The sequence below is a fragment of the Pseudotabrizicola sp. genome (genome assembly GCF_030684215.1).
In the GTDB taxonomy this organism is placed as follows: Bacteria; Pseudomonadota; Alphaproteobacteria; order Rhodobacterales; family Rhodobacteraceae; genus Pseudotabrizicola.
On sequence record NZ_JAUXOV010000029.1, the window covers coordinates 74,744 to 86,811 of the forward strand.

The 12,068-nt window shown below is 62.0% G+C and carries 14 protein-coding genes; 5 read left to right on the forward strand and 9 right to left on the reverse strand.

Annotated features, from left to right (window positions below; translation table 11 throughout):
- Positions 1–16 precede the first annotated feature (16 nt).
- Positions 17–520 carry a DUF2478 domain-containing protein gene (locus Q8K08_RS04825; protein ID WP_305249351.1) on the forward strand — a complete coding sequence of 168 codons (504 nt, stop codon included), beginning with the start codon at positions 17–19 and terminating at the stop codon, positions 518–520.
- A 144-nt stretch (positions 521–664) separates the two neighbouring features.
- The gene (hemN, locus tag Q8K08_RS04830; RefSeq protein WP_305249352.1) at positions 665–2,020 is read left to right on the forward strand and encodes an oxygen-independent coproporphyrinogen III oxidase; all 1,356 of its coding nucleotides are present in this window, start codon (positions 665–667) and stop codon (positions 2,018–2,020) included.
- 397 nt (positions 2,021–2,417) lie between these two features.
- Here hemN and Q8K08_RS04835 read toward each other — a convergent pair whose 3' ends face one another.
- The 6 genes from Q8K08_RS04835 to Q8K08_RS04860 are packed head-to-tail and all read right to left on the reverse strand — an operon-like array spanning position 2,418 to position 7,304.
- Positions 2,418–2,642, reverse strand: a complete 225-nt coding sequence (locus tag Q8K08_RS04835; protein WP_305249353.1) for an NnrT protein — start codon at positions 2,640–2,642, stop codon at positions 2,418–2,420.
- Positions 2,639–2,815, reverse strand: a complete 177-nt coding sequence (locus Q8K08_RS04840) for a protein NnrT (RefSeq protein WP_304802960.1) — start codon at positions 2,813–2,815, stop codon at positions 2,639–2,641. The genes Q8K08_RS04835 and Q8K08_RS04840 overlap by 4 nt, the downstream gene beginning before the upstream one ends.
- Before the next feature lies 1 nt (position 2,816).
- Positions 2,817–4,697: a nitric oxide reductase activation protein NorD gene (locus Q8K08_RS04845; RefSeq protein ID WP_304802962.1), complete on the reverse strand. Its 1,881-nt coding sequence runs from the start codon at positions 4,695–4,697 to the stop codon at positions 2,817–2,819.
- Between the two features lie 4 nt (positions 4,698–4,701).
- Positions 4,702–5,499, reverse strand: a complete 798-nt coding sequence (locus Q8K08_RS04850; RefSeq protein WP_304802963.1) for a CbbQ/NirQ/NorQ/GpvN family protein — start codon at positions 5,497–5,499, stop codon at positions 4,702–4,704.
- Positions 5,496–6,842 (reverse strand): cbb3-type cytochrome c oxidase subunit I, encoded by a 1,347-nt coding sequence (locus tag Q8K08_RS04855; protein WP_304802964.1) that lies wholly within the window; start codon positions 6,840–6,842, stop codon positions 5,496–5,498. The genes Q8K08_RS04850 and Q8K08_RS04855 overlap by 4 nt, the downstream gene beginning before the upstream one ends.
- A gap of 9 nt (positions 6,843–6,851) precedes the next feature.
- On the reverse strand, positions 6,852–7,304 hold the full coding sequence (locus Q8K08_RS04860) for a cytochrome c (protein ID WP_304802965.1): 453 nt from the start codon (positions 7,302–7,304) through the stop codon (positions 6,852–6,854).
- Between the two features lie 138 nt (positions 7,305–7,442).
- Between Q8K08_RS04860 and Q8K08_RS04865 the strand changes: the two genes are divergently transcribed.
- Positions 7,443–7,652, forward strand: a complete 210-nt coding sequence (locus tag Q8K08_RS04865) for a DUF1858 domain-containing protein (protein WP_304802968.1) — start codon at positions 7,443–7,445, stop codon at positions 7,650–7,652.
- 218 nt (positions 7,653–7,870) lie between these two features.
- The gene (locus Q8K08_RS04870) at positions 7,871–8,638 is read left to right on the forward strand and encodes an NnrS family protein (protein WP_304803011.1); all 768 of its coding nucleotides are present in this window, start codon (positions 7,871–7,873) and stop codon (positions 8,636–8,638) included.
- Positions 8,639–8,641: 3 nt separating this feature from the next.
- Here the strand turns inward: Q8K08_RS04870 and Q8K08_RS04875 are convergent, their stop codons facing one another.
- Entirely contained in the window at positions 8,642–9,340 is a 699-nt protein-coding gene (locus Q8K08_RS04875; protein WP_304802970.1) for a Crp/Fnr family transcriptional regulator, read from the reverse strand.
- 97 nt (positions 9,341–9,437) lie between these two features.
- Here Q8K08_RS04875 and Q8K08_RS04880 point away from each other — a divergent pair, with 97 nt between their 5' ends.
- Complete coding sequence (locus Q8K08_RS04880) at positions 9,438–9,872, forward strand: pseudoazurin (protein WP_305249355.1); 435 nt, start codon at positions 9,438–9,440, stop codon at positions 9,870–9,872.
- Positions 9,873–9,963: 91 nt separating this feature from the next.
- Here the strand turns inward: Q8K08_RS04880 and Q8K08_RS04885 are convergent, their stop codons facing one another.
- Complete coding sequence (locus Q8K08_RS04885) at positions 9,964–10,773, reverse strand: SUMF1/EgtB/PvdO family nonheme iron enzyme (RefSeq protein WP_305249356.1); 810 nt, start codon at positions 10,771–10,773, stop codon at positions 9,964–9,966.
- A 67-nt stretch (positions 10,774–10,840) separates the two neighbouring features.
- Entirely contained in the window at positions 10,841–11,992 is a 1,152-nt protein-coding gene (nirK, locus tag Q8K08_RS04890) for a copper-containing nitrite reductase (protein WP_305249357.1), read from the reverse strand.
- Positions 11,993–12,068: the final 76 nt, after the last annotated feature.

Below are 12,068 nucleotides of genomic sequence, written 5' to 3' on the forward strand. Positions count from 1 at the left end.
GCGTTTAGCCTACACAATGGCACCCGGAAGGGGAGACACCGACCTGATCCTTTTCAAGCTGGCCACTCAGCTTGTGTCGCGCGGTCTCAGGTGCTGTGGCACCGTTCAGATCAACTCGGAACGGGCTGATACGGGCCCATGTGACATGGATGTTCAGGTTTTGCCCGAAGGGCCCGTGCTGCGTATCAGTCAGGACCTTGGTCGATCCTCGCGTGGCTGCAGGCTTGACCCTGCTGCACTGGAAACTGCCGTCGGTCTGGTATCTGCCGAGCTGTCGATGGGGGCAGATGTCCTCATCGTCAACAAATTCGGCAAACACGAAGCCGAAGGGCGAGGCTTTCGCGGCGTGATCGCCGAAGCGCTTTCCATGGGCATTCCGGTCATTGTCGGCATAAATGCGCTGAACCTCCCGGCTTTCGAGGTCTTCGCCGAGGGGATGGCTGCAAGCCTGCCCCCTGACGTCAGCAGGCTGGACGCGTGGCTCTCTGAATGTATCGCGAAGAAGGTTGCGGCTGCGTAAGCCCGCATCGCGCCACGGCTGTGATCAGAAGCGCTGCGAGACCTAGACCGCCTTATCTGGACCGACTGTTCTGCGCCGGAAAAAGATTGTCGTCGTTTGATGTAGCGCAACGTCATGCCCGCTCTTGTCGGTATCTTAGGAAAAATGGAACACATAGAACATCTTCGCGCGCTTGGTCTTTTTGATGCGCGTGTGCCACGTTACACGTCTTATCCTACAGCAGCCGTGTTCTCACCCCGGATCGGTGCCGCGTTTCAGTCAGAAGCTCTTGCAGAGCTGGATCCGCGCATACCGGTTTCGGTCTATATTCACATCCCGTTCTGCGAGCGCCTATGCTGGTTTTGCGCCTGTCATACCCAAGGCACCCAGACATTGGCCCCAGTGGAAGGATATATCGAAACACTTGAGGCGGAACTGGCTTTGCTCCGTCATATCCTGCCAAGAGGCCTGCGGATGGGCCAGTTGCACTGGGGAGGCGGCACACCAACCATTCTGCCGCCAATCTTGATTCACAGGTTGGCCCGCGCGATCCGCGATGTGTTTGAACCGGCAGAAAATTTCGAGTTTTCGGTCGAGATCGATCCGACGATGGTCGACCGGGCCAAAATTGATGCCTTGGCCGCTGAGGGCATGACCCGCGCCTCAATCGGCATTCAGGATTTTGCGCCAGAAGTTCAGCAGGCAATTGGGCGTGAGCAACCCTTTGAGTTAACGCAAGTCTGTGTTGCCGATTTGCGCGCGGCGGGGATCTTGTCGCTCAATACTGATCTGGTCTACGGCCTGCCACATCAGACGGAAGCACACATCGCCGATACGGTTGAAAAGGTGCTAACCTTTGCGCCTGATCGCGTCGCCCTTTTCGGCTACGCGCACGTTCCGTGGGTGTCAAAGCGGCAGAAGCTGATTGATGAAGCCGCACTGCCCGGTGATGTGTCAAGGTATCGCCTTGCAGCGTTTGCTGCTGAACGGTTCGGTAAAGCTGGAATGCAGGCCATCGGGATTGATCACTTCGCCCGTTCCAACGACGCGCTGGCAAAGGCGCAAAGCACGGGACGTCTGCGTCGCAATTTCCAAGGCTACACCACCGACGGCTGCCAGACGCTGATCGGCCTCGGCGCATCGTCGATTTCACGGTTTCCTGGCGGCTATGTGCAAAATGCAACGGCAACGGCCGCCTACATCCAGCGGATCACGGCGGGAGGTTTCGCAGGGTCACGCGGGCACGCCATGGCAGGAGAAGATGCCCTGCGCGCCCGGGCGATTGAATTCCTGATGTGTGATTTTCGCCTCAACCTGACTGACTTGCAACCAGAGTTTGGCGTAGCCGCGACAGCGCTTGCCCCGATCATGAAGCATGCTGCAGCCAAGTTCGGGGAACTGATCAGCTGTGAAGGTGACGTTCTGAGGATTCTTCCTGACGGCCGCGCGCTGACGCGGATCGTAGCCAGCATGTTCGATGACCATGTGCCCGAGGGAGTTCGATACTCCCGCGTTTCATAGTCTGTGTTTTGGCCTTTGGTTGCGAGTTCTGGTCAAGCCTGTTTCGATATCCGTGCCGGGGCTTTAGGCTCATGTTGATATTCGAGCTGGATGCCTCAACGGGGTAATTTTCGTCAGCCGAAACAAAAAGGTCGTTGCAACCACCAGCTCGGCGGGACGTCACAGATCTGGCTTCTCCAGCGAAGCAGAACGTTAGTCGCCGAAAAGAGGTAGGTGCTTAGCAGTTTACCCCGAAGAACAGCAACACGATTGATTTGCGCTGAAACGTTGCTGCTTTTCTCGCTATGGTCTAGGGTCCGTGGACAATCAGGGTTTCACGCATTCGGCCCCATTCGGAAGAGATGCGCCGCTGCAACTGCAAGCTATGCGGCTCCGAATTCTGTCTATCCCGCGACGTTCACTTATCGGCCTTTTCCATCAAACTGCGGATATGGCGGGCAAAGGCCCATGTGGCAGGCACGCCCAGCACCGCGCCTCCCAGCACCGACTGCACAGGCGTCAGCACCGGCCAACCGATCCAGGACCAGATCAGCGAGGCGAAGAACACATTGACCGCCATCGCCCCTGCGCCGAACGGATAGAGATAAAGGAACAGACGCCCCAAGCTTGGGCGCGTGCTCATCTGCGGCCGACCAGCCATTGTACCGCGATCAGCGCCGCGAGGAAAATCAGCGAGGCGGCAAGATAGGCCAGTTCGGCCTCGGCTGTCTGCGGCTGCGGGATCGGGCGCTGAAATGCTTCGGCCAGAACAGCGGACGGAACAACAAATGTAAAAAGCACAAGGAAAAGGCGCATGTCAGGTCTCCTGCGTAAGGGAACGGTAAATGTCGGGTAGAGCGCGGCCAAGGCGGGCCGGGTCGGGCAGCAGAGTAAACCCCGCGCGGCCGAAGATTCGGGCAAACCAGTCCTGCCCGTCGACATCGACGATCACGCCATGCACCGACTGACCCGCGCGGCGGGCCTCGCGCACGGCCATGTGGCTGTCTTCGATGCCGTGCGTGCCCTCGTAATGGTCCAGATCATTGGGCTTGCCATCGGTCAGAACCAGCACCAGCTTGCGGGCCGATGTCTCTTGCGCAAGCTGTGCAGAGGCATGGCGGATCGCAGCCCCAAGCCGGGTGTAGTGACCGGGGCGCATGCCACCGATGCGGGCTGTAACCTCGGGTGTCATGGGCGCGGCAAACCCTTTGCAGCGCGTCAGGAACACCCGGTCGCGGCGGAGCGATGAAAACCCCCAGATCGCCAGACGATCTCCGGCTGCGTCGATGCCTCCTGCGAGTGCGGCCAATGCCTCGCGCGTGGTGTCGATGATGCTGCGGCTGCCGACAACGGATTCGGTGGAGCGCGAGCAATCCATCAGGATCGCCACCGACAGATCCCGCTCCACGTTCCGCAGATTGCGGAAGATGCGGTCACTGCCCTGCCCGGTGGCACGGATCGCGACCTGTGCGGCAATCAGCGCGTCAAGGTCCAGCTCTGCCCCGTCCACGTGGCGCGGCAACAGGATGCGACGGGGGTGCATCGCCTCAAACTGCTGGCGGACGCGGGCCATCAGGCGCGGGTCAGGGGCAAAGGTGTCGCCGGGGGTGGCCTCGGCCTCCAGCACCCGGGTGTGGTCGGGCATGTAGGCGCGGGCGCGGTGGTTCCATTCGGGGTAGGTGAAGATGTCGGCAAGCCGCTCGTGGTCGGCGTCCTGTGGGGCCAGGTCCAGATGCAGGCGCAGCCGCGTGGCGGCGCGTTTGTGGTGCTTTGACAGCGTGATGTGGTCCTGATCCTCGGCCGCCTTCTGGGCGTTTTCCAGATCGTCATCGTCGGTCGCGCGGTTCAGGCCCATGCTTTCCACCCAGGAAAAGATCGACTCGAACCGGTGCATGATAAAGCTGTCGGTGCGGTTGGCCTGCTCGTTATCTTCGCGCTTGCCCTGCTTGCGGGTCGGGCTGGCAAGGCCGGGGGGCGCGCTGATCGCGTCTTCTGCCGGGGTGGCTGCACTGCCCTTTGGGGCGTGTTCCATCCGCAGCCAGATCGGCAGCGGGGGAAACGGGGCATAACCGCGGGCCGCAGGGCCGGGGCTGGTGTCTGGCAGCGGATCTCCCGACAGCAGCGCACGGGCCCGCTCCCACACGCTGCGTTCCCCCGCCGAGCTGGCAAGATCTGGCATCGCTTGCAACAGATGCGTGCAAAAGGCGGCATGCGGGGCGCGCAGTCCGGGGCACAGCGCCAGCGTGCGCGCGGTTGCCTTTTCATTCGCGGCAAGGTGGCAAAGGTCATGATCCCGCGCATCCCCCGAAACCACATAGGGTTCCGCCGCCGCCGCCATGGCGGCCAGCCACAGATAGGCTGCGCGGTTCAGATCTGCGGTGGGAAAGGCATCCATCACCGGCGGCAGGCGCAGTGCCGCGCCGTCAAAGGTGGCCACATGCTCCAGCACCCGCGCTTCCGCCAGTCCGGCACCGATCCCCCGGCGGTGGCGTGACGCGGTGGCAGGGCTGGCGGCAATCTCGACGCCGTGTCTGCCCCCCAGCGCCCGGAACAACAGCGTGACGCCGGGGCGCACCGCATCCAGCGCCACGGCATGGGCGGCAAAGCCCGCCACCGGGGCCAGCCGCCGGGCGACCCCGTGCCACAGATTGCCAACCGTCTCTTCCGGCTCCATCAGATCCATCGGGTGCAGGGCCATCGGCTTACCCGTAAACCGCTGCGATGACGTCGCGCAGCGCCTGGGCGACATCAGGCTCATCCGTCAGCGGCTCCACCACCGCCGCCTGCAGGGCGCGGTCAATCGCCATGCCCCCGGCGATCAGCGATGCGGCATAGATCAGAAGCCGGGTCGAAACACCCTCTTCCAGATCCATCCCCGATAGCGCGCGTATATGCCCCGCCAACCGGACCAGCGGCGCAACGCGGTTGGTGTCCAGCCCGCTTTCGCGCGCGACCACCGCCACCTCTGTTGCGGCATCGGGAAAGCCGAAGGTGATCGACAGGAACCGCTGGCGGGTCGATGGTTTCAGCCGTTTGAGGATGTTCTGATAACCGGGGTTGTAGCTTGCCACCAGCATGAAGCCGGGCGGGGCCACCAGTTCCTCGCCGGTGCGGTCGATCATCAGGGTGCGGCGGTTGTCGGTCAGCGGGTGCAGCACCACCGTCACGTCCTTGCGCGCCTCGATCACCTCATCCAGATAACAGACCGCCCCTTCGCGCACGGCGCGGGTCAGCGGGCCATCGACCCATTCCGTCGCGCCACCGCGCAGCAGATAGCGCCCGATCAGATCGGCCGCCGACAGGTCGTCATGGCAGGCCACGGTGTACAGCGGGCGGCCCAACCGGGCCGCCATATGTTCGACAAATCGTGTCTTGCCGCACCCCGTGGGCCCCTTCAGCAGAAGGGGCAGACCATTGGCATGGGCCGCCTCGAACAAGGCCACCTCATCTGCGACGGGGCGGTAGTACGGCGCCGTCGGATTGGGGGAAAGCGCGTTCATGCGGCCTCTCCCGTTGCGGTGCTGTCTTGCGCAATCACCTCACGCCGCACCACAATCTGGCTGTAGATGAACAGGATCGCCCCCAGCACCACCGCAATGCCCGCGCCAAAGCGCATCACATAGAACAGACCCAGCTGATCCTGCACATCCATGTAGTAGTCGCCGACAATCCGCTGCATATGGGTCTGGATCGTGCCGGCAAAGGTCAGCACAAAGGTCATGAACGCCATGCCCCCGGTCATCAGCCAGAACGACACCATGTTCAGCACCTGATTGTAGGGTGCACGGCCGCGCAACAGCGGCATGGCGTAGGTGATGATCGCCAGATTCATCGCAACATAGGCACCGTAAAACGCAAGGTGGCCATGGGCTGCGGTGATCTGCGTGCCGTGGGTGTAGAAGTTCACGCCATGGAATGTGTGCAGGAACCCCCAGACGCCCGCCCCGAAAAACGCCACAACAGCCGAGCCCAAGGCCCAGAGAAGCGCCGCCTTGTTGGGGTGGGTGCGCCGCCCTTTCCAGACCATGATGAAGGCAAATGACATCATCGCAAAGAACGGCACCACCTCAAAGGCCGAAAAGATCGAGCCGGTCCACTGCCAGTATTCCGGCAGGCCGATCCAGTAGAAGTGGTGACCGGTGCCGAGAATGCCGGAAAACAGCGCCGTGGCGACAATCACATAAAGCCACTTTTCCACCACTTCGCGGTCAACGCCTGTCAGCTTCAGCATCAGAAAGGCCAGAATCGCGGCCATCACCAGCTCCCACGTGCCCTCGACCCAAAGGTGCACGACGAACCACCAGTACATCTTGTCCAGACTCAGGTTGTCGGGGTTGATGAAGGCGAAGATCCACAACAGCGACAACAGCCAAAGCCCCGTCAGCAAGACGCCGGTGATGGCGGTTTTTCGCCCGGCCAGCACCGTCATCGAGATGTTCAGAAGGAAGATCACGGCGGCGATCAGGATGCCGAACTTGACCCAGAGCGGTTGCTCCAGAAATTCGCGCCCGCCATGGATCCCGACGAGATATCCTGCCACCGCGCCAAGGGTGCCGACCACCAAGATGATCAGTTGCAAATAGGCCAGCTTGACCGACCAGATCTCACGTTCGGACTCCTCGGGCACAAGGAAATAGGCAGCGCCAAAAAAGCCCAGCAGCAGCCAGACGATCAGCGCGTTGGTGTGGATCATGCGGATGATGTTGAAGGGCAGCACCTCGGACAGCGTGTTGGGCGAGATGTAGACCCAACCCGCCAGCAAGCCACCCAGCACCTGAATGCCGAACAGGCCCATTGCCACGAGGAAATAGGCGTAAGCGACCTTTTGCGATTGATATTTCATGTCTTTCTCCTAGCCCGCATCCGTTGGCGGCCAACCTTGGGTGTCTGTCTGATCGGCCCACCGGAGAAATTCGGAAAGGGCGCGCATCTCTTCGGGGGTGATCGCGAAATGGGGCATCTGACGCCGCCCCTCGATGCCACTGGGCTGGGCGGCCATCCAGCCGTCCAGCGTGAGGTAAGCGTCCTCGGGGTCTTCCAGCACGCCCCAACGGGTCATCACATTGCCCAGTTCTGGCGCGAAATACGCCCCCTCGCCATGCAGCGTGTGGCAGTTGATGCAGCTGTGCCGCTCCCAGACATGCTTACCCAGGATGACCTCGGGCGTCAGCGGCATGCCGGCGGTGGAGACATTGACCACATAGCGGTGCGAGTGGATCGTCATGAGCACGAACACCACGATGAAGAACAAGGATCCACCGTAGAAAATGTTTCTGGCCCGTGACTTCGTGAGGATCTCTGACATTCGGTCGGTCCTGGCGATTGTTGCGGATCAGGCGGTTCTACGCACCCAAGCACGGACAGACGTTGTTCCAGCACAACGACGCAGGCCAATCGCACGGGCACATTTCGGTAACGGCTAGCCAGCCGAAGCGGAGGCACGATGTTCAACCCAAGGATGGACGACCCTGATCTGCCGTTGGGATTACTGTTTTCCCAGTGGCCCGCGACTGCCGGGGTATTCCTGTCCCATCGCATGGCCTGCTTTGGTTGCCCGATCGCACCGTTTCACACCGTGACTGATGCCTGTGCGGAATACGGGCTCGATGAAACAATGTTTCGCGCTGAGTTGCGTGCGGCAGTTGCCGTGTAGATCTCTCCCTTTCCCAGGCGGCCCCGGCGGGATTGGGAAATAACGAAAAGGCCCGAATGATATCCACGCCAATGCGACCGCCCTACATCGGTCCCGCGTTCTTCAGCTATGGCGTCCGACCGCTGTTCCTGATGGCGGGCGCTTGAGCAGCGCTGATCAAGCCGCTCTGGATGGTGGTCTGGTCAGGCGATGTTGTGCTGGACGGTCCGTTCTGACCGCTGAATTGGCACATCCACGAGCTGCTGTTCGGGTACAGCTCTGCAGTGATCGCAGGGTTCCTGTTCACCGCGATTCCGAACTGGACGGGTTGCATGCCGGCACGCGGCTGGCCCTTGATGGAGTTGACGGCCTTGTGGTTGATCGGGCGGTTGGCGGTGGCAGGCGCGCTTGGGCTTGGGCCGGTCGCGGTGATGGTGGTGGGCACTGCCGATTGCCGCCGTCGCCTTGGCTTTGCGATGGTGGTGATGCCCATCATGCTGATCGGCGGGTGGATCATTCCGAGCTTCACCCGCAACAGGCTAGTCAAGCAGTCGCCGGAGCCGGGCCTGCTGCCTGTGCCTTTCGGACGGTTTGATGCGGTCAGCCTGGACGGGGTGCTGCTGGCCTTGACGGTCTGGATGATCTGGCCGATGTCGCTGCCGACCGGGGTCTTGCTGGTGGCCTTGGGTCTGTCGGCCCTTGCGGATGTGCCGCCCGCGACCGGGTTTCATCTGCTGGGGATCGGTGGCTTTGGCGGCATGACGGTTGCGGTGATGATGCGCGCCTCGCTTGGTCATACGGGGCGGGCGTTGGAAGCAGGTGCTGCCTTGACGCTGGCCTTTGCCTGTGTGGCGCTGGCGGCGGTTGTGCGGGTGGCGGTTCCCGGACTGGCCGGGCTGTGGATCGCGGCAACACTGTGGACGGCTGGGTTCGGCCTGTTCGTCTGGCACTTTGCCCCGGTGTTGACCCTGCCGAACCCGGCCCGCCGTCAGCCGAATGGCCGCTGAGGCTCAGACGGTCGCGCCGCTGAGGATCACCAACTGATGTGGTGCTGTCACCGTGATCTTGCGCCGTTCCGACATCACGATGCCGTCGCGCTCCCACCCGCTGAGCAAGCGGCTGACGGTGTGCAGCGTGGTGCCGGTCATGTCGGATATGTTCTGCCGGGTGATCGGCAGGCCGATCTCGATCCCGCCCTCGACCTTGCGGCCGGTCTGGGTGATCAGCCGCAGGATGGCGCAGGCCACGCGCTGTTCCACCGCTTGGGTCGCCAGCTCGACGATGCGGTTGTTCATTTCGCCGATGCGGTCTCCGACAACCTTGTAGGATTCGGTGCCAAAACCGTCATAGCGTTCGGTGAATGTGGCCCACAGCCGGTTGGGCCACGCCAGCGCCAGACACTCATCCGCCGTCATCGCCGTCGCCGGATAGGAGGTCCGCCCAAGCGCCACCCCGATGCCGAACAACTGCCCCGGCGCGATGTGCAGCGCGATGATCTGATCGCCGCCGGGCGTGGTGCGGATCACCCGGATATGGCCGTCGAGCAGCAAAAAGAACCGCTCGATCGGCAGGCCTTCGCTGAATACCGCGACCCCGGCATCAAACCGCAACGGCGTTGCCGCATCCAGGATCTCGCGGATTTGCGGGCGTGACAGTTTGCGAAATGGCGGAAGGTCGGTCAGCAGGCTTTCGTCAAGTTTCTTTAACACAAAGCCTCCGATGTTGTGGCAGCACAACGAGCCGCAGGCGACCTTAGCCTAGAACAGAGGCAAGACCAATCGCTACTGTTCCACGAAAGGACAAGCCATGTTCCCGAAACTGATCGCCGCCAGTCTTGCCGCGCTGCTGCTGGCGCCCGCTGCCTATGCGGAAAATTTTGAGGTGATGATGCTGAACAAAGGTGCCGAGGGTGCCATGGTGTTCGAGCCCGCCTTCGTCAAAGCGGCTGTCGGTGACACCATCACCTTCATTTCCACCGACAAGGGCCACAATGCCGAGAACATCAAGGACATGCTGCCCGAAGGCGTGGAGCCGTTCAAAAGCAAACTGGGCGATGACTTTGTCCTGACGCTTACGGCCGAGGGCCTGTATGGTATCAAATGCACCCCGCATTACACGATGGGCATGGTGGCGCTGATTCAGGTTGGCGCTCCGGTCAACCTGGATGCGGCGACGGCTGTGGTCCATAAAGGCAAGGCGAATGCGCGGTTCGAGCCGCTGTTTACACAAATCGCCGAGTAACGCAGTAGATCAAGCAAAGAGGGCGGCCCCGGTTATGGGGCCGCTCTTTGTTTTTTTGTGCCGGATGCCGCGCCAAAGATGACCTGATCCGTCAGGTCGCGCCGTCCCGCACCAGACGAAATCCCAGATAATCAGGCGGTACGCCGGCCGCACATCCGCCAGACCGCGCATCGCGGATGAAGTCGATCACGAAAGCGCGGTGTTTGCCCTGTACGGCACGCACGCCGCAATAGTCTGATTGTGTCAGGATCGCCGCGCCGTCTGGCGACAGCGTTCCATTCTTGAAGCAGGTTTCGGTCCATTCCCAGATGTTGCCGGCCATGTCTGCCACGCCGACGAGGTTGACCCCGTAGTGCCCCACCGGATGCGCGTCGTAATCGGCCTCGCCGCGCAACTCGACCTCTCGCAAATAGCTTGCGATCCAGCGACGTGAGGGGTCTGTGCCATTGGCCGCTTCGGAAAAGCCGTCGTCGCTGCCGCGTTCGGCCGCCGCGCGCAGCCATTCGGCGTCGGTCGGCAGGCGCCAGTGCTGCCCGGTGCGCGTGGTCAGCCACGCGGCATAGGAGGTGGCGTCCGCATGGTTGATCCCGGTCTGTGCGAAATCTGTCCGCCCGGCAGACGGTACGGGCGGGCAGGCATTTTCGGCCACGCACAGCGCGTATTCTGCTTCGGTCACGTAGTATTTCATGACATCCACCGCAGGCACGTCTTGTCGTTGTTTTGGCGCGTCGACGACGCGGGTTCCCTGGCGGAAATCACCCGCCGGGCGATAGTCCTGCTGCGTGTCTGCAAGGCGGATGGTTTCGGGCAGTTTCAGAGGTTCGGTCTGATCGGGCCAAAGCGCGACGGTGGCGCCCACGGTGACCACGACCAGCGATGCAAGTGCGATGCGACGTTTCATGACTGACCTCCGGATAGAAAAAGGCAGCCCCGGACACGGGGCTGCCTATTGGCGTTGGTGGCCCGCGTTACGGCAGTGCGGTCCGGCCCTCGTGGGCCACGTCGTATTCGACCGGGGCCACCACCTGTTCCATCAGGTCGTTGTTCCAGTCACCGCCGACGATCACATGCGCCGTCGCCCCCAGATTGACCGCCTCGATCAGGTTGTGGTTGACGTAGGCATAAACGCCGGGCTGCAGGAAGGTATAGAGCGCCGCCCCGGCAGATCCGCCGCGAATGAACCACGTCTCCAGATCACGCTCTGGTGCGTTGTTGAACTTGCCGGTTTCCCAGACCAGATCGCCATGCCCGCCAATCAGGTGCGGGCGGCTGTCGCGGTTGGCCTGAGAGTGGATGAACAACACGGCTTCGCCCTGTTCCGCGGTCAGCGCATTGGTGCCGGTCAGCGCGCCGACCCGGCCGTTGAACACCACATGCGACGGGATCAGTCGGTTCATCACCTCCAGCGTGTCGGGATAGCTCTCGCCAACGTCCGTAAAGCGCTTGTAGGCACCATCTTCGCCGCGCGGAATGTAGAAGTCATTCTCGCCGACGTAATAGACCCGGTCATACGACACCGGTTGGCCCAGATGGTCCTTCAGCCCGTCGCGTGGCAGCACCATGATCGCACCCGACATGCCCGACACCACATGCCACGGGATCATTGGACCACCTGGCGCGCAGTGATAGACAAACACCCCCGGCCGCGTCGCCTTGAACCGAAGCACCGCCTTTTCGCCGGGGTTCACCAGCGTCAGCGACCCGCCGCCCAAGGCGCCTGTGGCAGCATGAAAGTCGATGTTGTGCTGCATCATGTTTTCGGCCGGGTTGAACAACGTCAGTTCGACATAGTCTCCCTCGTGCACCACCATCAGCGGGCCGGGAACCGAGCCATTGAAGGTCATCGCCTGTATCCAGGCGTCCTCATCCACCTGCATTTCCTTCTCGATGATTTTCATCTCGAATTCAACGATCTGTGGGCCAACCGTCGCCACCTGTTCGTGATCATGCACGAACGGCGGGGCGACCAGTTTCACCTTGCGCCGCGTCATGGCCGACAGATCGACCGGGGCAGCACCAGAGGTGTCCATTACCTCTTCCGCCGCGACGGAGGTTTTCAGAACATAGGGCGAGGCCGCAACCAAGGCGGCCCCCATGAGTGCAGCGCGTCTGGTCAGCATCTTGTTTCCTTTCGAGAGCAGGTGGTTTCCCGAAATCTAGCCTGATGGCTGCGTCCCTTCGTTGTGCCGCAACAAC

Coding starts and splice junctions, on each gene's coding strand:
- Q8K08_RS04825 (WP_305249351.1), top strand. CDS start 17: ATGGCACCCGGAAGGGGAGACACCGACCTGATCCTTTTCAAGCTGGCC.
- hemN (WP_305249352.1), top strand. CDS start 665: ATGGAACACATAGAACATCTTCGCGCGCTTGGTCTTTTTGATGCGCGT.
- Q8K08_RS04835 (WP_305249353.1), bottom strand. CDS start 2,642: ATGAGCACGCGCCCAAGCTTGGGGCGTCTGTTCCTTTATCTCTATCCG.
- Q8K08_RS04840 (WP_304802960.1), bottom strand. CDS start 2,815: ATGCGCCTTTTCCTTGTGCTTTTTACATTTGTTGTTCCGTCCGCTGTT.
- Q8K08_RS04845 (WP_304802962.1), bottom strand. CDS start 4,697: ATGGCCCTGCACCCGATGGATCTGATGGAGCCGGAAGAGACGGTTGGC.
- Q8K08_RS04850 (WP_304802963.1), bottom strand. CDS start 5,499: ATGAACGCGCTTTCCCCCAATCCGACGGCGCCGTACTACCGCCCCGTC.
- Q8K08_RS04855 (WP_304802964.1), bottom strand. CDS start 6,842: ATGAAATATCAATCGCAAAAGGTCGCTTACGCCTATTTCCTCGTGGCA.
- Q8K08_RS04860 (WP_304802965.1), bottom strand. CDS start 7,304: ATGTCAGAGATCCTCACGAAGTCACGGGCCAGAAACATTTTCTACGGT.
- Q8K08_RS04865 (WP_304802968.1), top strand. CDS start 7,443: ATGTTCAACCCAAGGATGGACGACCCTGATCTGCCGTTGGGATTACTG.
- Q8K08_RS04880 (WP_305249355.1), top strand. CDS start 9,438: ATGTTCCCGAAACTGATCGCCGCCAGTCTTGCCGCGCTGCTGCTGGCG.
- Q8K08_RS04885 (WP_305249356.1), bottom strand. CDS start 10,773: ATGAAACGTCGCATCGCACTTGCATCGCTGGTCGTGGTCACCGTGGGC.
- nirK (WP_305249357.1), bottom strand. CDS start 11,992: ATGCTGACCAGACGCGCTGCACTCATGGGGGCCGCCTTGGTTGCGGCC.